The following is a 24,116-nucleotide window of genomic DNA, read 5'->3' as shown; positions in this document are numbered from 1 at the left end:
GGTCCGCATGGGATCGCGGACGGAGCGCTGCAGGGGTGCTGGGCGTGGACGGCCTCGTACGCGTTCGATGGGTCGCTGAAGGGGCTGATGCAACTGGCGTGGGGCGGTGAACTGCTGATCGTGGAGGAGGCGGCCAAGACCGATCCGGTGTTGCTGCGGTCGGTGCTGGAAGGGCAGCGGGTGGACCTGATCGACTGCACGCCGTCGCTGCTGGAGGCGTGGCTGGGGGCGGGGCTGGAGGACTGCCTGCCGCACCTGGTGATCGGCGGTGAGGCGATCGGGGCCTCGCTGTGGCAGCGGCTGGTGGGGTGGCAGCAGCAGCGCGGGCGGCTGGCGATCAACGTGTATGGGCCGACCGAGTGCTGCGTGGATACGACATGGAGCCTGGTGCAGGGTGCGGTGCCGGTGATCGGGCGGGCGTTGGCGAACGTGCAGTGCCATGTGCTGGCTGAGGACGGGCAGGTGCAGCCGATCGGTGTGGCGGGCGAGCTGTACATCGGTGGTGCAGGCGTGGGCCGTGGCTACCATGGTCAGCCGGCGCTGACGGCGCAACGGTTCGTGGCCAGTGCCTGGGCACCCGGCGAGCGGCTGTACCGCAGCGGCGATCGGGTGCGTTGGCGCAACGACGGGACGCTGGAGTACCTGGGGCGCCTGGATGCGCAGGTGAAGCTGCGCGGGTACCGGATCGAGCTGGGGGAGATCGAGAGCCAACTGCGGGCGCAGGCGACGGTGCGCGAGGCGGCGGTGGTGGTGAGCGGGGAGGGGGCGCAGGCACGGCTGGTGGCCTACGTGGTGCCGGCGATGCCGCTGCACGCGGACCAGGTTGACGCAGCGGAAGCGTTAGAGGCGTTAGAGGCGGCAGAGGCTGATTGGACGCAGTCCCTGCAGCAGGCGCTGAGCCAGGTGCTGCCGGGCTACATGCAGCCGACGGCGTACGTGGTGCTGGCGGCGCTGCCGCTGACGGCCAACGGCAAGCTGGACCGTGCGGCGCTGCCGCAGGCGCAGGTACGCGAAGCGGCCTACAGCGCCCCGCGCACGCCGACCGAACAGGCGCTGGCGCAGATCTGGGAAGCGGTGCTGGGCCAGGAGCGGATCAGCACCGAGGCGAACTTCTTCGAGATCGGCGGCGACTCCATCCTGTCGATCCAGATCGTGGCACGCGCGAACCAGGCCGGCATCGGCATCAGCACCCGGCAATTGTTCCAGTCGCAGACCATCGCCCAGCTCGCACGGCACGCGGACCACGCCAACGACGGGACAGGAATGCTGGCGACGCAGGCGGAGGTGCAGGGTGCGTTGCCGCTGTTGCCGATCCAACGGGCGTTCCTGGAAGCGAACGACCGGGATCCTCACCATTACAACCAGGCATTGCTGCTGGAGGCGCCTGCGGCGCTGGACCCGATCGACCTGCATCGCATGGTGGCGGCGTTGTATCGGCGCCATGACGCGCTGCGCCTGCGCTTTCGCCTGCAGGAGGGGCAGTGGCTGGCGGAACACGCGCCACTGGACGACGCCACGCTGGAGGCGGCCTGCGTCATCGAGCGGTTGCCTGACGAACCCCAGGCGTTCGCGCGGGCGGTGAGCGAGCGCTGCGATCACTGGCAGGGCGCGTTCGAACTGGGCCGCGGACCGTTGCTGCGCGCGGTGTATCTGCATAACGATGCCCAGGCGCGCCTGCTGCTGGTCGCGCATCACCTGGTCGTGGACGGCGTTTCCTGGCGAATCCTTCTGACCGACCTGGGCAGCGCCCACGCCCAGGCCGCTGCCGGCGAGGAGATCGTGTTGCCGCCGAAGACGGTATCGCTGCAGCAATGGGCACAGGCGGTGCACGCGCATGCCGGCAGCCATGCACTTGCCGCCGAGCGCAGCTATTGGCTGGCGCAGGCGCGCAGGACGTTGCCGCCATTGCCGGTGGACCGTGCCGGCACCGACCACGGCCCCGTCTGCAGCGCGGCGCACGTCGGCTTCGCGTTGCCCGATGCGGTGAGCCGGATCCTGCTGCAGCATGGCAACCGCGCCTATCGCACCCAGGTGAACGAGCTGTTGCTTGCGGGCGTCTTGCTGGGCATGCGTCGCTGGAGCGGGCATGCCGGCTTGCGCCTCGGGCTGGAAGGACACGGGCGCGGCGGTTTGCCGGATGAGCTGGATACCAGCCAGACCGTCGGCTGGTTCACCACGTTGTACCCGCTGCTGCTGTGGAGCGACGCCGACGACGTCGCCAGCATTATCAAGGCCGTCAAGGAGCAGTACCGTGCCGTTCCGGCGCAGGGCCTCGGCTATGCGGTGCTGCGCGAACTGACCGCGGATCCGGAGTTGCGTGCGGCCGAAGCGGGGCAGCCGATCGCGCTGACCTTCAACTATCTCGGGCAGTCCGATCATACGGCGGAGCAGGCCGGCCCCTTCCGCGCTGCGCCCGAGTCTGCCGGACACAGCATCGGGCCGCACCGACTGCGCCGCCATGCGCTGACACTGAAAGGCGTGGCGGCCGCCGGGCAACTGCGCTTCACCCTGGAGTACAGCCGCGACCGCTACGACGCCGAGACCGCATCGGCGATCGTCGCCGCACTCGAATCGGCATTTCACGCGGTCGCCAGTCACTGCGCGCAATGCGAGCGGCCTGCGCTGACGCCGTCGGATGTGCCGCTGGCCCAGCTCTCGCAAGAACCGCTCGATGCGCTGCAAGCTGCATTCCCCGACATGGTCGCGCTGTATCCGGCAACGCCGATGCAGCAGGGGCTGCTGTTCCATACCCGACTGGATCCGGAAGCCTACATCACCCAGACCTTCCCGATCCTGCGCGGCGCGCTGGACGCGTCACGCTTCCGCGGCGCCTGGCAGTCCCTGCTGGACCGCCACGACGTGTTTCGCACGGCCTTCGTGGAGGTCGGCGAGCGGCTGTTGCAACTGGTCGGCGCCTCCGCCGCGCTGCCCTGGCACGAGGAGGACTGGCGCGAGTTGGACGCAGAGGCGCAGGAAGCGCAGTTCGAGCGCTACCGGCAACAGGACCGTGCCCGCGGTTTCGATGTCGCATGTGCCCCCTTGCTGCGTATTGCGTTGTTCCGTCTTGGCGAGGAGCGCTATCGCCTGCTGTGGACGCACCATCACATGCTGTCCGACGGCTGGTCGCTGCCGATCCTCTACAAGGAGGTGATGCAGGTCTATACCGCCGGCCTGCAGGGGACTTCGGTGCAATTGCCGCCGGCGCCGCGCTACGAGGCCTATGTCGACTGGCTGTCGCGGCAGGACCGCGACGCGGCACTGGCGTTCTGGCAGTCGCAACTGGCCACGATCGAGGCGCCGACACCGCTGGCCATCGACAAGCTGCCCAGCGATGGCGGCTTCGGTCAGCGCGAACGCAGCCTGACCCTCGATGCCGCCACCAGCGAGCGCCTCTCGGCCTTCGCGCGCGGGCAACGGGTCACCTTGAACACGGTGCTGCAACTGGCTTGGGGCTATCTGCTGCACCGCTACAGCGGCGAGGACGAGGTGGTGTTCGGTGCCACGATTTCCGGCCGTCCGGCGGAGATCGATGGCATCGAGTCGATGGTCGGCTTGTTCATCAACAGCGTGCCGGTCCGCATGTCCTTCGCCGAACCGCACAGCGTCGGCACGATGCTGGCGGATCTGCAGCAACGCTTCGAACGCGCCAATGCCTTCGGCTATCTGTCGCTGGCCGACATCCAGCGGCAATCGGGCATCGCGCCGGGCACGGCGCTGTTCGACAGCCTGATGGTGATCGGCAATTATCCGATCGAGGCGGCGATGCAGGCACGTTCGCTGGATGCCGGGCTGCAGGTGGAGGCGACCGGACGCCGCGAGCAGACCGGCTACCGGCTTGCGTTCAACATCGGTGTGCGCAGCCGCATCCACTTGCAGTGCGCGTACCCGGCCGAAGTCTTCGCCGATGCGACGATCGACCGCCTGCTGGGTCATTTCGCCCAGGTGCTGCAGCGCATGCCCGCGCTGGTGGACCAGCCCGTGCACCTGATCGACCCACTCGGCGATGCCGAGCATCGGGACCGAGCGCTGTGGAATGCCGTCCCGGCCGACTATCCGCGCGATGCCACGCTGCACGCGCTGGTGGAGGCGCGCGCCCATGCCCATCCGCAGGCTGTGGCCGCGACGTTCGGCGAGCAGACCATCACCTATGGCGAACTGAATCGCGAGGCGAACCGGGTCGCGCACTTCCTGCGCCAGCGCGGCGTCGCGGTCGATACGCTGGTCGGCCTGTGCATCGAACGTTCCGTGGAGATGCTGATCGGCATGCTCGGCATTCTCAAGGCCGGTGCCGCCTACCTGCCGCTGGATCCGGATTATCCCGAAGATCGCCTGCGCTTCATGCTGGAGGATGCGGGCGCCGAGATCGTCTTGACCTCCAGCGACCTGCTGCATGCACTGGACGTGTTCGACGAGCGCCTCGTGCTGCCGCTTGACGCCACATTGCGGGAGGCCCTGCTCGGCGATTGCGCGCAGACCGATCCGGTACCGGCGGCCGGCGCGCAATCGCTGGCCTATGCCATCTATACCTCCGGTTCCACCGGTACGCCGAAGGGGACACTGATCGAACACCGCAACGTGGTGCGGCTGGTGCATCGGCCGAACTACGTCGTCCTGGCCGAAGGCCAGGTGATGGCGCAAGCGTCCAACAGCTCCTTCGATGCGGCGACGTTCGAGATATGGGGAGCGCTGGCCAACGGCATGCACCTGCATGGCATCGGCAAGGACACCCTGCTCAATCCGGCGGCGTTGGCCACCACCCTGCACGAGGCCAGGGTGGCGACGCTGTTCGTGACCACGGCCATCTTCAACCAGATGTCGCTGGTTGCGCCAGGCGGCTTCGCTGCGCTCGATACGCTGCTGTTCGGTGGCGAAGGCGTGGACGTGGAAGCGGTTGGCCGCGTGCTCGCGGCGGGCAAGCCGCGACACCTGGTGCATGTCTACGGGCCGACCGAAAACACCACCTTCAGTACCGCGTTCGAGATCGTGGAACGTCGTTTCGATACCTATCCCATCGGGACGCCGATTTCCGGTACGACGCTGTACGTGCTGGATACCCAACGGCGGCCCGTGCCGTACGGCGCGGTGGGCGAGCTCTACCTTGGTGGCGATGGCGTCGGCCGCGGCTACCATGCGCGGCCGCAACTCGATGCCGAGCGTTTCCTTGAGGATCCTTTCGCGCTGACCGATGGCGCTCGCCTGTACCGCACTGGCGACCTGGTCCGGCAAAGCGCGGACGGCAACGTGCAGTTCGTCGGGCGTGCCGACGACCAGGTCAAGCTGCGCGGCTTCCGCATCGAGCTCGGCGAAATCGAGACCCGCCTGCTGTCGCACGACGCCGTGCGCGAAGCGGTCGTGGTGGCCCGCCGCGATCAGGATGCGACCCGCCTGGTGGCCTACGTGGTGCGGACGCTGGCCGACGAACAGGTCAACGAGTCGTTGTTCTCCAAGGAGCTTCGCCGCTATCTTAAGCAGCGCATGCCGGAGTACATGGTGCCGTCCGCCTTCGTCTGCATGGAGGAGCTGCCGCTCACCCGCAACGGCAAGGTCGACAAGCGGCAGCTGCCGGTACCCGACTATCAACTGCAGCAGGCCTACGTCGCGCCGCGCACCGAACTGGAAGCGCGGCTTGTCGAACTGTGGCAGCAGGTGCTGCGCGTCGACCAGGTTGGCGTGCACGACAATTTCTTCGAGATCGGTGGTGATTCGATCCTGTCGATCCAGGTGGTGTCGCGGGCCAACCAGGCCGGTATCCGCATGAGCACGCGGCAGCTGTTCGAGAACCAGACGGTCGCGGAACTGGCGACGGTTGCGGCCTGTGCCGAGGAGGCGCTGGCGCCGCAGGACGCGGTGCAGGGCGAGATGCCGTTGCTGCCGGTGCAGCGCATGTTCCTGGAGGGCGAGGCGGTCGACCGGCATCATTTCAACCAGGCGGTGTTGTTGACCACGCCGCCGGATTTTGATCTGCAGACGCTGGATGCGGTGCTTGCCGCGCTGTATGCACGCCACGACGCGCTGCGGCTTCGCTTCACCGAGGACGCCGACGGTTGGCAGGCGCGGCATGTTCCGCTGCATCCGGACATGGTGCTGGAAAGCCGGGCGCTGGAGCGGCTGGACGGGCCGGACTCGACCTGGGCGGCCCAGCTCTCCGCGCGATGCGCGGATTGGCAACGCCGCTTCGACCTCGCCGACGGCCCGCTGTTGCGTGCGGTGTATTTCCCGTCGTGGTCCGGCGATGGCGGTCGCCTGTTGCTTGCCGTGCACCACATCGTCGTGGACGGCGTGTCCTGGCGGATCCTGCTGGACGACCTGCAATTGGCCTACAGCCAGATCCAGCGTGGCCAGTCCATACAGCTCGGGCGCAAGAGCGCCTCCTTCCAGCGCTGGGGGCAGACGCTGGAAGCATATGCGTGCGATCCGGCGCTGCTGCAGGAAAAGGCCTACTGGGCTGCCGCTGCGGCAGTGCCAGGGCTGCCGGTCGATCGGCCAGGCGTCGGCGCAGGAAGCAACGCCAGTACGCGCCTGATCGGGTTCGGCCTGTCGCCCGAGGAGACCCGGGCGCTGCAGCAGCAGTGCCATGCGGCCTACCGGACCCAGATCAACGAGTTGCTGCTGGCTGCGGTGTACCTCGGCGTGCGCCGCTGGTGCGGCCAGACCGCGTTGCGCATCCGCCTGGAAGGGCACGGCCGCGAGGCGCTGGACGAGGACATGGACCTGACCCAGACCGTGGGCTGGTTCACCAGCCTGTATCCGCTGCGCCTGAGCAGCGACGGCCAGGCGCTGGGCGATGTGATCAAGGCGGTCAAGGAGCAGTATCGCAGCGTGCCGCGCCGCGGCATCGGCTACGGTGTGCTGCGCTACCTGCTTCGCGATCCGGACCTCATCGCCGCCGCGCACGATGAACACGACGGCCTGCTGTTCAACTATCTGGGTCAGTTCGACCAGGTGTTGAACGATGACACCGCGTTTCAGCCGGCGCTGGAATCGATCGGCCCGCAAACGAGCCTGCGTCGCCAACGCGCGGCCTTGTTGTCGCTCAGCGGCAAGACGTTCGGCGGGCGACTGCAGTTCACGCTGTCCTACGGCAGCGATCGCTACGAAGCGGCCAGCATGCGCGCCCTGGCCGATGCTATCGAGGGGGCGTTGCGCGAGATCGTGGCGCACTGCCGACACGCGCACGGTGCCGGCTTCACCCCGTCCGACTTCCCGCTGGCGCGGGTCGGCCAGGCGGAACTGGATCGCTGGCAGCACCGCTATCCGCGGCTGCAACGGCTGTATCCGGCCACGCCGATGCAGGCGGGTCTGTTGTACGAGACCCTGCTCGACCGGTCGGCCTACGTCATCCAGAACTACCCGGTCCTGCGCGGCGACCTGGATCTTGCGGCATTCCGCCAGGCATGGCATGCGGTGGTGGCGCGGCACGACGTGTTCCGTACCGCCTTCGTCGGCGATGCTGCAGACTTGCAGCAATTGGTGCTGGAACAGGCGCCGCTGGAGTGGCAGGAAGAGGACTGGTCCGTTTTCGACGATGCCGAACAGGCGCGGCGTTTCGAGGCGTTCCGCCAGCAGGATCGGCAGCGTGGCTTCGACTTCGCCCAGCCGCCGTTGATGCGCGTGGCCGTGTTCCACCTGGGGGCGCAGCGCTACCAGCTGCTGTGGTCGTTGCACCACATCCTGCTGGACGGCTGGTGCCTGCCGCTGGTCTACCGCGACGTGATCGAGCTGTATCGCGCCGCCCTGGAGGTGCGCGCGCCACAGCTACCGGCCGTCCCGCCCTACGAGCACTACATCGCCTGGCTGCAGGCGCGCGATGCCGCGGCCGCGCGCGAGTACTGGCGGCGCCTGTTGCGGGACGTCACTGCGCCGACGCCGTTGCCGATGGCCCGTCCTCGCGTCCCGCTGGCCGGGCAGCGCGAGCACTGGCTGGAGCTGTCCGAAGCGCAGACCCAGGTGCTGCTCGCCTTCGCCCAGGCCCACCGAACCACGGTCAACACCTTGCTGCAGTGGGCCTGGGCGTATCTGCTGCACCGCTACAGCGGTGAGGCGGACGTCGTGTTCGGCGCCACCATTTCCGGCCGCGCCGGACAGGTGGCGGGCATCGAGGACATGGTCGGCCTGTTCATCAACAGCATTCCGGTCAAGGTGTCGTTCGGCAACGACAGCGGTCTTGCCGCGGCGCTTTCCGCCCTGCATGCGGATTTCCAGCAGGGGAGCGAGTTCGGCTATCTGGCCCTGAGCGAGATCCAGCGGCAGTCCGGGGTACGCGCGGGTACCGCCTTGTTCGACAGTCTGCTGGTGTTCGAGAACTACCCGATGGATGCCCTGGCCGACGATGCCGGCACGTCCGCGAGCACCACGCTGGAAATCGAACGGCCGGGCAACAGCGAAGCGACCAGCTATGCGCTGACCCTCACCGCCGGACTCGGACGCACGCTGCGGGTGAAGTTCGGCTATCGCGGCGAGCGCTTCTGCGATATGGCGGTGCGGCGCACCGCCGAGCACCTGGCGCGGGTCCTCGACCAGATGTCCCTGCCCGAACGCGCGGCCGACTGCAGGTTCGATCTGCCGACCGATGCCGAGCGCGCCCAGTTTGCGGTGTGGAACGAGACGGACGCGCCGTTCCCGCGCGAGACCTGCGTGCACACGCTGTTCGAGGTGCAGGCGGCGCTCACGCCGGACGCGGTGGCCTTGGAGGCCGGCGATACCACGCTGACCTACGCAGCGTTGAACATGCGTGCCAACCAGCTCGCGCATGCACTGATCGGCCTGGGCGTGGCGCCCGACGACCGGGTCGGGCTGCGCATGCACCGTTCGATCGATCTGGTGGTCGCGATCCTGGCGGTGCTGAAGGCCGGGGGAGCGTATCTGCCGCTCGATCCGGAACATCCGCCGGCGCGTACCGCGTACATGGTGCGCGACTCCGGCGCCCGCATCGTGGTGACCACCGGCGACCTGGAACGGCCGCTGCTCGATGAAGGCGCGACCGTGCTGGCGCTGGATGCGGAACCGACCCTGGCGTCGCTGGCCGAGATGCCGGTGCGCAATCCGGAGGCGCGCGAACGCGGGCTTGGCGCACGCAATCTGGCGTACGCCATCTATACCTCCGGCTCCACTGGGGAGCCGAAGTGCGTTCTCAACGAGCACGAGGCATTGGTCAATCGGCTGGACTGGATGCAGAAGGCGTATCCGCTCGGTCCCGACGACCGCGTGCTGCAAAAGACGCCGTTCAGTTTCGACGTGTCGGTATGGGAGTTCCTGTGGCCGCTGCTGGCGGGCGCTCGCCTGTCCATCCTGGCGCCTGGCGCGCACCAGGATCCGGCGGCGGTCTGCGACGCCATCCGGCGCCACGGGATCACCACCCTGCATTTCGTGCCATCGATGCTGTCGGTGCTGTTGGCGATGGAGGACTGGGGCAGTTGCCGCAGCGTGCGCCAGGTGCTGTGCAGCGGTGAAGCACTGAGCGTCGAGCTGGCCCAGCGCTTCTTCGCCACGGGAACCCAGGCGCGCCTGCACAACCTCTACGGTCCCACGGAAGCCGCGATCGACGTCTCGGCATGGGAGTGCAGGCCGGGGGACACAGGTGCCACCGTGCCCATCGGCCGCCCGATCCAGAACCTGCGGTTGCACGTGCTCGATGCGTCGGGTGCGCTACAGGTGCTGGGTGTGCCCGGCGAGCTGTGCATCGGCGGCGTCGGCCTGGCGCGCGGCTACTGCAACAAGCCGGAGCTGACCCGCGAGCGCTTCATCGCCGACTGCGTCGACGGGTTGCCAGGGGCGCGGTTGTACCGTACCGGCGATCTCGCCCGCTGGCTGCCCGACGGGAGCCTGGAATTCCTCGGGCGGCTCGACCATCAGGTGAAGCTGCGCGGGCTGCGCATCGAGCTGGGCGAGATCGAGGCCCAGTTGCGCCGCCAGGCGGGCGTGGACGATGCCGTCGTGGTCGTTCGCGGCGACGCCGAGGACAGTGTGCTGGTCGCCTACCTGGCCATGCAGGACGCAGGCGACCCGGCAGGTCATGCTGCCGTCGCAGACCGTCTGCGCGCGGCGCTCGCCGACGCGCTGCCCAGCTACATGCTGCCCGCCGCCTTCGTGGTGATGGCGCGTTTGCCGCTGAACGCCAACGGCAAGCTGGACCGGGCGGCGTTGCCGGAGCCGCAGGCAGCGCAAGGCGGCACGGACGCGGCGACGCCGACCGAGCGCGTGATCGCCGAGTTGTGGCAGACCTTGCTGAAGCGCGATGCAGTGGACGTGACAGCCAGCTTCTTCACGCTGGGCGGCCACTCGCTGCTGGCGGTCCGCATGATCGGCGAGGTGCGCAGCCTGTTCGATCTGGACATCTCGATTCGAGACGTATTCGAACGGACCAGCGTGCGCGCACTCGCCGCCCACGTGGATGCGTGCCTGCAGCGCCGCCGATTGCACGATGCCCTTGCCTTGGATGTAAGCAACAGCAACCCTGAGGAGTTGATCGAGCTATGACGTTTCTAGACGTGCTGCAGGCATGCAGCGAGGCGGGCATCCGTCTCGCCGCCAAGGATGGTCGCTTGCTGGTGGGCGGCGCCGAGGGTGGGCTGACGGCCGCGCTGCGCGAACAGCTCACGCGGCACAAGGCGGAAATCCTGGATTACCTGGCGCAGCCGGCAGCCGCGCCGCAGACGCCGGGCATTCGCAGGAACGCAGGCGCCAGCGACTACCCGCTCTCGTTCTCGCAGCGGCGGCTGTGGTTCCTCGATCAACTGGGTGGCGGCAGCGCCGAATACAACCTGCCCGCAGCGTTCCGCGCCACCGGTGAGCTGGATGTGCAGGCGTTGCAGGCGACGCTGGATGCCATCGTCGCCCGCCACGAAGTGTTGCGCACCACCTACGTGCTGCGTGGGCAGGAGCCCGTGCAGGTCGTGCAGGCACCGCGTGGCGTTGCGCTCGCGGTGCACGATCTGTCCGCCCAGCCGCAGGCGCGACGCGAGCAGCAGGTCCAGCAGCTGGCCGTCGCGGAAGCGGCCACGCCCTTCGATCTGGAGCGCGATCCGCCGCTGCGCTGCACGCTGCTCAGGCTGGGCGAGGCCGAGCACGTGGTGTTGTTCACGGTGCATCATATCGCCGCCGACGGTTGGTCCATGGCCGTGCTGGTCCGCGAGTTCCTGGATGGCTATCTGGCGTTCCGGCGTGGCGCCGCGCCGCAGTGGGCGCCGTTGCCCGTGCAATATGGCGATGTCGCCGTCGCCCAGCATGCCGCGCGTGCAGACGGGCGCCTGGATGCCGCGCTGGATTACTGGCGGCAGCGGCTGCAGGACGCCCCGCAGGTGCATGCGCTGCCGCTGGACCGGCCACGGCCCGCCCGCCAGCGTTTCGCTGCGGCGCGCCACACCCAGCGCTTGGCCCGGCCGCAGCTGGAGGCGATCAAGACCCTCGCTGCGGGCGAGGGTGCGACGCTGTTCATGGCCCTGCAGTCGGCCCTGGCCTACCTGTTGGCGCGTTGGAGCGGCGAGCCCGACGTGCTGATCGCCACTCCCACCGCCGGACGCGCAGCGCCGGAGACGGCTCGGCTCATCGGCTGCTTCAACAATACCCTGGCGTGTCGTTTCGCGCTGGACGCGGCGATGAGTGCGCAGACACTGCTCGCGCACGGCCGCGATGTGGCGCTTGGCGCGTTCAGTCATCAGGACGTGCCGTTCGACCTGCTGGTCGAAATGCTGCGCCCCGAGCGCAGCCTGGCCTACAACCCGTTGTGCCAGATCAAGTTCGTGCTGCAGAACCACGAGGAGCATCTGCTGGAAATCCCCGGCCTCGCCTTGCAGCCGGTCGGGCAGGGGGGCGAACGCGTGCACTTCGACCTGGACCTGACCGCGACCGAGCGCGAGGACGGTCTCTATCTTGCCTGGAGCTTCAAGCAGGAACTGTTCGATGCCGAAAGCATCGACCGCCTGGCGCAGGCGTATGCACGGCTGCTGCAGCGCATGTGCGCCAACCCGGAGATGCCACTCTCGCGTCTCGGCCTGTTGGACGAGGCGGGCGCGCAGGCCGCCATCGCCCTGGGACGCGGTGCCGACAGCGCCAAGTGGCGCCAGGGCAGCGTGCTGGCCGGGGTTGCGGCCTGTGCGCTTGCCAATGCCGGTGCGGTGGCGGTCCGCTGCGCAGGCGACACGCTCACCTACGCAGCCCTCGTGCAACAGTCGAACCGGCTCGCGCATGCGTTGATCGAGCAGGGGATCGGACCTGGCGATCGTGTCGGCGTGCACATGGGCCGTTCGCTCGGCCTGCCGGTGGCCCTGCTTGCGGTGATGAAGGCTGGCGCCGCCTACGTGCCGCTGGATCCCGGCCAGGGCCTGCAGCGTTTGCGCGGCATCGTCGACGCCGCTGCCGTGGGCCTGGTCCTGCACGATGGCGCCCATCCGTTGCTGCTGGCCGGCGTGGATACCATCCTGGTCGACGACCTGGCCGATGGCCACGCATGGTTCGCCGACTACCCCGACCAGGCTCCGCCGGTCGCGGTTGGCGCCGACGACAGCGCCTATGTGCTGTATACCTCCGGCTCCACCGGTGCGCCGAAAGGCGTGGAGGTCGCACACCGCAATCTCGACGATTACTGCGCCTTCGCACGCGAAAGCTACTACGATGCCGGCCTGCGCGGTTCCCTGGTGGCGACATCACCAGCGTTTGACCTGACCTTGCCGGGATTGTTCGTGCCGTTGCTGGTCGGCGGTACCGTGGAACTGGTGGCAGAGGACGACCTCGCCGCGCTGGCGGCGCGCCTGGCGGAGCCGGCATCCCCGGACAGCCTGTTGCGGCTGACTCCCTCGCATCTGCATGGCGTGCTGGCCCTGCTGGGCACGATCGTCCTTCCGCAGCGGCATGTGTTCGTGATCGGTGGTGAGGTGCTGCCGATGGCGCTGGCGCAGGACGTGCACGCGCGTTTTCCCGCTGCCCGTCTGTACAACCACTACGGCCCGACCGAAACGGTCGTGGGCTGCAGCCTGCATGCGGTCGACTTCCCGCTGCCTGACACGACCGACGGCATGCCGATCGGCCGGCCCATGCACAACACCCAGTTGTACGTGCTGGACCCGGCGCTGCATCCCACGCCGGTCGGCGTGCCGGGCGAACTCTACATCGGTGGCGCAGGCGTCGCGCGCGGCTATCTGGGACAGGCAGCGCTTACCGCCGAGCGGTTTGTCGCCGATCCATTCCGGCCCGGGCAGCGCGTCTACCGCAGCGGCGACCGCGTGCGCTGGCGCGGCGACGGCCAACTGGAGTTCCTGGGCCGCGTCGACGAGCAGATCAAGTTGCGTGGTTTCCGCATCGAGCCGGCCGAAATCGAGCTGCAACTGGCCGCCTGCGCCGGTGTACGGCGTGCCGCGGTCCGTGTGGTCGGCGATGCCGAGCAGGCACGCCTGGTGGGCTACCTGGAAGCGGCAGCGGCATCGCTGGATCTCCGCGACGTCCTCGCCCGGCTGGCGACCGTCTTGCCGACGTACATGGTGCCGGCCAGCCTGGTGGTGCTTGAGGCGTTGCCGTTGACCGGCAACGGCAAGGTGGACAAGCGCGCCTTGCCGTTGCCGCAGGTCGAGGCTGGTCCGGCCGGCGACGCGCCGCAGACACCGACCGAACTGCGGCTGGCGGGCCTGTGGGCGCAATTGCTCAAGCGCGAGCAGATCGGGCGCGACGATCATTTCTTCGCCAGTGGCGGGCATTCGTTGCTCGCCACGCGCCTGGTGGGCGAAATCGGCCGCCGTTTCGGCAGGACGCTGCCGGTTCGCGCCGTGTTCGAACACGCCACCCTGCGCGAACTGGCCGCAGCGGTGGATGCGCTACCGGTCGCCGCCGCGTACCGGATCGGCACGGCCGACCGCAGCGCGCCGTTGCCGCTGTCCTTTGCCCAACAGAGTCTGTGGTTCGTCGATCTGCTCGAGGGCGGCAGCCCGCAGTTCAACATGCCCAGTGCGATGCGCCTGGATGGAGCGCTCGACGTGGACGCCCTGCAGCAGGCCCTGGACGCGCTGGTCGAGCGCCATGAAGTGCTGCGTACCCACTATCGCGCGCGCGATGGCGTGCCCATGCAGGTGGTCGCTGCGCCGTCGCGATTGCCGATCGCCATGCAGGATCTGCGGCGCGTCGCCGTCGAGGAGCACGACGCGCGCGTACAGGCGCTCAAGCGCGAGGAGGCCAGGCGGCCGTTCGACCTGGCCAATGGACCGGTGCTGCGCTGCACCTTGATCCGCTTGCAGGATCGGCAGGCGGTGCTGTTGCTGACCCTGCACCACATCGCCTCGGACGGCTGGTCCAACGGCATCCTGGCCCGCGAACTGCTGGCCTTCTACACCGCGTTCGCCAAGGGGGAGGTGCCGTCGCTCGAGGCATTGCCCGTGCAATACGCCGATTACGCCGCCTGGCAGCGCCAACGGCTGCATGGCGGCATCCTGCAGCCGCAGCTGGACTACTGGCGCAGGCGTCTGGCCGATCTGCCGGCACTGCATGCCTTGCCGCTGGATTTCCCACGGCCGGCGCAACAGGATTTTGCGGGCGTCGCCTGTCAGCAAGCCCTGGATGCGCCCGACCTGGCGCGCGTGCGCGCATTCTGCCAGGAGCGCGGCATCACCCTGTTCGTGTTGATGCACGCGGTGTTCGCGCTGTGGATGGGGCGCCTGAGTCGAGAACGCGATGTGGTGGTCGGCATTCCGGTGGCAGGGCGGGTACATCCGGATCTGGAAGGGCTGATCGGCTTCTTCGTCAACACGCTGGTCCTGCGGACCGAACTGGAAGCGGACCTGCGCTTCGATGCATTGTTGGCTCAGTGTCGCACTGCCGCCGTGGAGGCCTACGCCAACCAGGACATTCCGTTCGAGTTGCTGGTCGACGAGCTGAAACCGGTGCGCAGTCTCAGCCACAACCCGCTGGTGCAGGTCTTGCTCAATGTCTTCGAGCCGGCACAGGAGGCGGCAGCCGCGCCCGACGGGCTGGACGCCAGTGCGCTCGGCGGGCAGGCATCCGACTCGTTGGCCAAGGCCGACCTGACCCTGTACGTGCGTTGCGTGGGCGAGCGCCTGCTGTTCAAGTGGTCCGGCCGTCGCTCGCTGTTCGCGCAGGCAAGCCTGGTCCGGTTCGGGGACGCGTTCCGCCACCTGCTGCTGCAGGCGATCGCCGCTCCTGACGCGCCGATCGCCGACTTCGCATTGCTGGACGAGACGGCGCAACGGCTGGCGCTGGACGCCTGCGCGCCCGTCCCCGTCGCGCTGGACGCCGATTGCGTGCACCAGCGGATCGCGGCGCTGGCCGCGTCCGATCCGGCGGCCGTCGCGCTGCGGCATGGGCAGCAGGTGCTCGGCCGCGCCGAACTGGATGCCAGGGTCAGGAGGCTGGCCGCCGGTCTCGCTGCCGCTGGCGTGGGCAAGGGCGACATCGTCGGCATCTTCGCCGACCGCGGGATCGATTACGTGGTGGCCGTCCTGGCGAGCATGCATGCCGGCGCGGTCCATCTGCCGATCGCCACGGAACTGCCGGCAGCGCGTATCGACTACATGCTGGCCGACGGCAAGGCGCGTCTGGTATTGACGACCACGGCGCTGGCGCCACGGCTGACGGCAGCCGTGCCAGCCATGTGCGTGGACGCCATCGTGGACGCGGAGCCGCTGCCACGGCCGGCCTCCGACGTCGGCCATGCCGATGCGGTCCACCTGCTCTATACCTCCGGTTCCACCGGGCTTCCCAAGGGCGTGCTCGGCAGCCACCGGGCGTTGTGCAACCGCGTTGCGTGGATGCATCGGCAGTTCCCCTTCGCGCCCGACGAAGTCAGCTGCCTGATCACCAGCACGGCATTCGTTCGCGCCGCGTGGGAGCTGGCGGTGCCGCTGGCCGCCGGTTGCCCGGTGCTGATCGTCGACGCAGAGACCGTGGCCGACCTGCGCGACTTCGCCCGCTTGCTGCACGCACAGGGCGTGACCCGTATCGTCACCGCGCCGTCGCTGGCGCTGGCGCTGGTCGAGTTGCCCGATGCCGCGCAGTGGCTGGCGGGCCTGCGTCACTGGTTCGTCAGCGGCGAGCCGCTGAAGCCGCAGACCGCAGCGCGGATCCACGCGACACTGCCGTGCGTGGTGCTGTGCAACCTGTACGGTTCCACCGAGACCATGTCCGACGTCAGTTACCACATCGTCGAACGCAGCGTGCAGGCCGATCCGGTCCCGATCGGACGTCCGATCGACAACAGCGCGTTGCTGGTGCTGGACGATCACCTGCGTCCGCTGCCGGCGGGCGTCCCGGGCGAGCTCTGTGTGGCGGGCGCCAACCTGGCGCTGGGCTACCTGGCGCGTCCGCAGCTGACGGCCGAGAAATTCGTCGGTCACCGCTGTGGCGCCGCTTTCGGTGCCGTGCTCTACCGCACCGGCGATCTTGCCCGGGTCTTGCCGGATGGGCGCGTCGAATGCCTGGGCCGGTTGGATCATCAGGTGAAGGTCCGCGGTTTCAGGATCGAGCTCGGCGAGATCGAATCGCGCCTGTTGCGCAGCGGCAGGGTGAAGGATGCGGTGGTGCAGTGCAGGGGAAGCGGGGACGACGCGCGCCTGGTGGCCTACGTGGTGCCGGTCGATGACACCGATCCGGAGTTGGTCGCCACGCTGCGAGCCGAGTTGCGCGCATGGTTGCCGGAGTACATGCAGCCGCTTGCCTACGTATGCATGCCGCAGTTTCCGCTGACGGCCAACGGCAAGGTCGATCGCCGTGCGCTTCCCGAACCCGAACGCGATGCGGCGGCGCACGTGCCGCCGTCCACCGCGACCGAGGCGCTGGTCGCGGCGATCTGGTCCGAGCTGTTGGGGACATCGCCGATCGGCGGGGACGATGACTTCTTTGCCATCGGCGGCCACTCCCTGCTCGCCACACGCATGGCCAGCGCCATCGCCGCCCGGACCGGCAAGGCCGTTCCGGTCCGCGCCGTGTTCCAACTGCCGACGCTTGCCGAACTGGCGCGGCATGTCGATGGGCTCGCCGATGCGGACCATGCGGCGATTGCGGCGGTCTCGCGCGATGGCGGGGTGCCGCTGTCTGCGGCGCAGCGGCGGCTATGGTTCGTCGACCGGCTCGAGGACGGCGGTGCGCACTACAACCTGCCCACGGTGCTGCGGCTGTCGGGCCACCTCGACGTCACCGCCCTGGGCGTGGCGCTCAATGGCCTCGTGCAACGCCACGAGATCCTGCGCACCGTGTATCGCGAGCGCGATGGCCAGGTACTGCAATGGGTGCTCGACGCGCCGCAGGTCGGCATTGCCCAGGTCGACCTGTCCGCCCTCGACCGGCACGCGCAGGACGCTGCCGTCCGCCGGCTGTGTCGTGAAGAAGCCCGCGCGCCATTCGATCTGTCCGCGGACCTGATGCTGCGTTGTACCTTGCTGGCCTTGGGCGACGATGACCACGTACTGCTCTTCACCACCCATCACATCGCCTCGGATGGATGGTCCAAAGGCATCCTGGTCCGGGAGTTCAGTGCGCTGTACGCAGCCGCCGTGGAACACCGGAGCGCAGCGTTGCCGGCACTGCCCATCCAGTACGCCGATTACGCGGCCTGGCAGGCATCGCCGCAGCAGATCGAGGCGGCCGAGCGCGACCTGCGCTACTGGAGGCAGCAACTCGACGGGATACCGCTGGTCCACGCGTTGCCGCTGGACCGCGCGCGCCCGATGCGACAGGACTACCGTGCCGCCAGGGTCACGCGACACCTCGCCGGCGACGTACAGGCCCAGTTGCTGAGCATCGCCCAGGCACAGCATGCGACGCTCTTCATGCTGCTGCATGCCGCCTTCGCGGTCCTGGTGAGCCGCTGGAGCGGGGACGCCGATGTGGTGGTGGGGACGCCCATCGCCGGGCGTGTGCGCAGCGAGGTGGAACCGTTGATCGGCTTCTTCGTCAACAGCCTGGTGTTGCGCACCGACCTGTCCGATGCGCCGAGTTTCGACACGCTGCTGGAGCGCAGCCGCGAGACGGTCGTGGAGGCGTTCGCGCATCAGCAGACGTCCTTCGACGCCCTGGTCGAGACCTTGCAACCCGAGCGCCATCCCAGCCATGCGCCGCTTTACCAGCTGGTGATCGCGCTGCAGAACCACGCGCAATCGACGCTCGCGCTGCCCGGCGTCGAGGCCCGGGCGTTCGGTGCCATGGAGCCCAGCATCGACGTCGACGTGCATCTGAATGTCACCGAGAGTCCGGACGGCTTGCATTTCCGTTGGACCTACGCCTCCAGTCTGTTCGACGCCAGCACCATCGAGCGCCTGGCCGACAGCTTTCTGGTGCTGCTGTCGGCGGTGGCGCGCGACCCGCAGGTGCCGGTGCTGTCGCTGCCGCTGCTGCCCGAGGACGAGGCGCGGACGCTGGCGCAGTGGTCGGCGCCGCGGCCGGCACCGCTGCCGGCGCTGTGCGCGCACGAACTGGTGGAAGCCCATGCGCGGGCCCGGCCCGAGGCGCTGGCGGTGGCCTTCGGCGAAGACCACCTGGACTACGGCACGCTCAACGCGGCGGCCAACCGGGTGGCGCACTACCTGCGCGCGCAGGGCGTGGGCCCGGATCAGCTGGTGGGCCTGTGCGTGGAGCGCTCGCTGGACCTGGCGATCGGCGTACTGGGCATCCTCAAGGCCGGTGCCGGCTACCTGCCGCTGGATCCGACCTATCCGCACGAGCGGCTGCAGGCGATGCTGGGCGAGGCGGGCGTGGCGCACGTGCTGTCGCAGCAGGCGGTGCTGGAAGCGCTGCCGTTCCTGGCCGAGTACACCGTGCTGCCGCTGGATGCGCCGCTGCGAGCGCTGCTGCTGTCCGGCCAGCCGGACAGCGATCTGCCGGTGGCGGAGGTGGGGGTGACGCCGGATCGGCTGGCCTATGCGATCTTCACCTCCGGCTCGACCGGTACGCCCAAGGGCGTGCTGCTGGAACATCGCGGCCTGATCAACCTGGCCGCATACCAACAGCAGGCGCTGGGGCTGACGGCGCACAGCCGGGTGCTGGGCTTCGCGTCGGCTTCGTTCGACGGGGCGGTGTTCGAATGGCTGATGGCCTTGGCCAGCGGTGCGAGCCTGCACCTGTGTCACGAGGACGAGCGCCGCTCGGTGGACCTGCTGGCGGAGCGGCTGACGGCGTCGCGGATCACGCATGCGGCGATCCCGCCGGCGTTGCTGCAGCAGCTGCCGCTGGCGCGCGACTATGCGCTGGAACTGCTGATCGTGGCCGGCGAGCGCTGCGACGACGCGCTGGCGTGGGCTTGGTCGCGGCGGTGCCGGGTGGTGAACTCGTATGGCCCGACCGAGGCGACGGTGGCGGCCACGCATGCGCAGGTGGTGGATGGCGAGGCGATGACGCTGGGCCGGGCGCTGCCGAACGTGGCGCTGCGGGTGCTCAATGCGGCGGGCCAGCAGCAGCCGATCGGGGTGAGCGGGGAACTGTACCTGGGCGGGGCGGGGCTAGCGCGTGGCTATCTGGGAGCGCCTGGGCTGACCGCGGAGCGGTTCGTGACGCTGCCGGGGCAGGCGATGCGGCTGTACCGCACCGGGGATCTGGTGCGGTGGCGGGCCGATGGCCAGTTGCAGTTCCTCGGCCGCGCCGACGACCAGGTCAAGGTCCGCGGCTTCCGCATCGAGCCTGGCGAGATCGCCTCGCGTCTGCGTCAGCACGATGCAGTGGCCGAAGCGGCGGTGGTGGTGCGCGAGGAGGGCGGCCAAGCGCGGCTCGTGGCCTATGTGGTACGCGCGGCCGGCCTGGATGCGGCGATGCTGCGCAGTCATCTACGTGCGGGCCTGCCGGACTACATGGTGCCCGCGGCCTTCGTCTTCATCGAAGCGCTGCCGCTGAACCGCAACGGCAAGGTGGACAGAGCGCGCTTGCCCGCTCCGGACTATCTAGCAGAGCAACAGCACGTCGCGCCCGAGGGCGACACCCAGCGTCGCGTGGCCGCGATCTGGCAACGGGTACTGAAGCAGGAGACCATCAGCGCCACCGCCAACTTCTTCGAGATCGGTGGCCATTCGCTGCTGGCGACGCAGGTGGTCAGCCACGTCGCCGAGGCCTTCGGGCGCGAGGTTCCGATCCGCGCGCTGTTCGAGCGGCCCACCATCGTGGAGTTCGCCCGTCACCTGGACGCTGCCCAGGTTGGCCGGCAGATGCACGTGGTGCCGGTGCCGCGCGATCGCATGCTGCCGCTGTCGTTTTCGCAGCAGCGGCTTTGGTTCATCGACCAGCTGGAAGGCGGTAGCGCGCAGTACAACATGCGTTTCGGCGTCCTGCTGCGCGGCGGATTGGACATGGCCGCGCTGCAATACGCGCTGGATACGCTGGTCGCGCGACACGAAGTGTTGCGCACCACGTTCGCCACCGAGCAGGGCGTGGCGGCGCAAGTGGTGCAGCCGCCGCGCTCGCCGATCATCGAGGTGCACGATCTCGTCGAACTGCCGGTAACGGCGCGCCGGGAGCGGCTGGATGCGCTCGCGCGTGCCGATGCGAGCCGGGCCTTCGACCTGTCGGCCGATCTGATGCTGCGTTGCACGGTGGTGGCGCTGGATGCGGACGAACACGCATTGCTGTTCGCGACCCACCACATTGCGTCCGATGGCTGGTCGATGAATGTGCTGGGCAAGGAATTCGCGCAGCTGTACCGCGCATTCCGCGACGGCGTGGCCCCCGAGCTGCCTGTGCTGTCGCTGCAGTATGCCGACTACGCGTGCTGGCAACGCGCCGAAGCACAGGCGCCCGTGCTGCAGGCCCAACTGCGCTACTGGCAGCACGCACTGGCCGATCTGCCAGCTGTCCACGCCTTGCCGCTGGACCGGCCGCGGCCGGCGCGGCAGCGTTTCGACGGCGGCGTGCTTCCGCGGCAGGTCGGCGCAGCGATCGTGCAGCCGCTCAAGCGGCTGGCGCTGCAGCACGAAGCCAGTCTGTTCATGGCCTTGCATGCCGCGCTGGCGGTGGTGATCGGGCGCTGGAGCAACGAAACCGATGTCGTCATCGGCAGTCCGGTGGCCGGGCGCACCCAGCGGCAGTTGGAGCCGCTGATCGGATTCTTCGTCAATACGCTCGTGTTGCGATCGGATCTGTCCGGCGATCCGAGTTTCGTCGAGATGCTGCGCCGTAGCCGCACCAGGGCGCTGGACGCTTTCGCCAACCAGGACCTGCCGTTCGAGATGCTGGTCGAGGCATTGCGTCCCGAACGTACCCTCAGCCATACGCCGCTGTACCAGATCAGTTTCACGTTCCACAACCACGAACAGCAGGAGCTGGTGCTGCCGGGCCTGGACATCGAGCGCCTGCAGGCCGGGACGCAGCTGGCGCGGTACGACATCGAAGTGCACATGACCGAATCCGACGCCGGCTTGCATCTGCGCTGGGTCTACGCCACGCACCTGTTCGACCATGCCACGATCGCGCGCATGGCCGACAGTTTCGAGCTGTTGCTGGCCGGTGCGGTGCATGACCCGGAAGCGCCGGTGCACGCCTTGCCGATCGTGTCGGCCGAGGTGGCTGCGCAGCGGATGCAGGCCCCCAGCGCAGTGTCGCTGCACGAAGTGCTGGCGCACCGGCTGTTCGAAGCGTGGGCGCAGCGAACGCCCGATGCCGTGGCGCTGGTCTACGAAGGCGAGCAGCTCAGCTATGCGCAACTCAATGCCGAAGCCAACAGGGTGGCGCACCTGTTGCGAGAGCGCGGCGTGCGCGCGGATCGGCTGGTCGGCTTGTGCATGGAGCGGTCGCTGGACATGATCGTCGGCCTGATGGGCATCCTCAAGGCCGGGGGCGCCTATCTTCCGCTGGATCCGAGCTACCCGGAGGCACGGCTGCGCAGGATGCTGCAAGACTCGGCGGTCGACCTGGTGCTGACCCAGAGCGCGGTCCTGGAATCCATGCCGATGCTGGGCGAGGTCGCCGTGTTGCCGCTCGATCCGGAGTTCCGCTCGATGTTGCTGGCCGGACAGCCGGACACGGATCCGGCGCCGGACGCGGCGGGGCTGAGCGAGGCGTCGTTGGCCTACGTGATCTATACCTCCGGGTCCACAGGCGAACCGAAGGGCGTGATGCTGGAACACCGCGGCCTGGCCAATCTCGCCATGGCGCAGCAGCAACGCTTCGCAATCACGCCCGATTGCCGCGTGCTGCAGTTCTCCTCGCTCAACTTCGATGCCTCCACCTGGGACTGGCTGCTGGCATTGGCGCACGGCGCGGCGCTATGGGTCTGTCCCCAGGAAGTACGCCTTTCCGCCGATGCACTTTCGGACTATCTGGTCGCTGCGCAGATCACCCATGCCTTGATACCGCCGGCGATGCTGGCGCACGTGGACAGCGAGCGCGACTACGCCTTGCGGGTGCTGACGGTCGGCGGTGAGGCATGCGACGACGCCCTGGCCTGGCGATGGGCGCGCAAGTGCAGGGTGATCAACGCCTATGGCCCCTCCGAGAACACGGTGGTTGCGACCAGCGGCGAGGTGACGGCCGGCGTGCCGGTGACATTGGGACTGCCACTGCCCAATTGCTCCGCCTACGTGACGAACGCGCACGGTTGCCTGGCCCCTACCGGCGTGGTCGGCGAGTTGCGCCTCGGTGGCGTCGGATTGGCCCGTGGCTATCTGCACGCGCCCGACCTGACCGCGCAGCGCTTCGTCGTGGAGGCTGGTGCGGGGCCGCACCCGCAGCGCCTGTATCGGACGGGAGACCTGGTGCGATGGCTGGCCAACGGTGAACTGGAATTCCTCGGCCGCACCGACGAGCAGGTCAAGTTGCGCGGCTTCCGGATCGAACTGGGCGAGATCGAGGCGGCGCTCTCGGCCGAAACACCCGTTTCCCGAGCCGTGGTGGTCTTGCGCGCTGCAGCCGATGGCGGCGACAAGCGGTTGGTCGCCTACGTGGTTCCGGCACAGGAGGCGGACCTGATGGATCCAGGCGCGCTGTCCACCGCCTTGCGCAGTGCGCTCAGGCAACGCCTGCCCGACTACATGGTGCCGTCGGCGTTCGTGGTGTTGCAGGCGCTGCCGATCTCGCCCAGCGGCAAGCTGGATCGGGCGGCACTGCCGCCGCCGGAGGCCTTCGCCGGTGCCGAGTACATCGCGCCGGCGACACCGACCGAGATCGCCCTGTGCGGCCTGTGGGCCGAATTGCTGGAGTTGGACGCCACGGCCATCAGCGCCGGCGCAGGCTTCTTCGATCTCGGCGGGCATTCCATCCTCGCCATCCGGTTGGTCGCGCGTGTGGCGGCGCGCTTCGCGGTGTCGCTGAATGTACGCGACCTGTTCCAGTATCCGTCCTTGTCCGAACTGGCGCGCTACATCGACGACGGTGCGGTACGGCCCGCCGATACGGCAATGGCGCATTCGCAGCTGCATGTCGGTTCGGACACGCCCACCGTGTACTGGATTCCGGCAGCGGGCATGACCGCCGCGTCGTACCAGGGTCTTGCGGGTGCATTGCGCGGGCGGCTGGCGTTGCGCGTGCTGGATCCCGTGCAGGAGGACGCGGCGATCCCGTCGACGATGGCGCAGACCGTTGCCCATCATCTGCAGGCGCTGCGTGCGCTCGCGCCAAATGGCCCGTATCTGCTGGCAGGCCACTCGTTCGGCGGTGCGGTGGCGTTCGAGATGGCGTGCGTGTTGGAACGCAGCGGGGAGCCGGTGCACCTGCTGTTGGTCGACAGCGGCATCCATCTGCCGTCCGAGCAGCGGGCGCGGTTCGACGCTGTGGATCCACTGCAGGCATCGGCGTCGACGGAGGGGGTGCAGGGGCCATCGCCACGCAGCCATGCGCAGGCACTGGCGACCGATGCCGGGGCGGCCAGGGAGTGCGGTGATGCACAAGCCGTTGACCGCGACGTCGACCGGGACGCGCTGGAGGCTGCTGCGGCATTGTTCCGCACGCAACTGTCGTTCTATCGCACTTACCAGCCGCAGGGGATGTACCACGGGCCGGTCACGGCATTGCTCGCACGCGAGGGGCAGATCGTCGGGATCGGCGAGCAGGCATTGCGCCGCCACTACGGCCGCTGCATATCGGCGGACGTGGAACTGCGCGAGGTCGCAGGCGGCCATCTGTCGATGCTGTCGGCATCGCACGTGCACGAACTGGCCGAGCGCCTGCTGGTCTGCTCGCAGGCATTCGCGCCGGCGCAGTCGACGTGA

At 68.7% G+C, this 24,116-nt stretch carries 2 protein-coding genes (1 of these 2 only partly in view); both read left to right on the top strand.

Annotation, left to right across the window (positions count from 1 at the left end):
• Positions 1-10,476, top strand: partial view of a non-ribosomal peptide synthase/polyketide synthase gene (locus tag AC1PK7_RS14065; protein ID WP_481098535.1) — the 3' portion only. The gene continues 5,316 nt to the left of window position 1, outside the view; 10,476 of the gene's 15,792 nt are visible here — the last part of the coding sequence; its start codon lies off the left edge, out of view; the stop codon is at positions 10,474-10,476.
• The gene (locus AC1PK7_RS14060) at positions 10,473-24,116 is read left to right on the top strand and encodes an amino acid adenylation domain-containing protein (RefSeq protein ID WP_481098534.1); all 13,644 of its coding nucleotides are present in this window, start codon (positions 10,473-10,475) and stop codon (positions 24,114-24,116) included. Before AC1PK7_RS14065 ends, AC1PK7_RS14060 begins: the two co-directional genes overlap by 4 nt.

It is taken from the genome of Xanthomonas sp. NCPPB 3174, assembly GCF_056725205.1.
This window is presented reverse-complemented; position numbering and strand designations above follow the sequence as displayed.

Excerpts from the sequence above, each read along its gene's own strand:
- AC1PK7_RS14060 (WP_481098534.1), top strand. The coding sequence starts at position 10,473 with ATGACGTTTCTAGACGTGCTGCAGGCATGCAGCGAGGCGGGCATCCGT.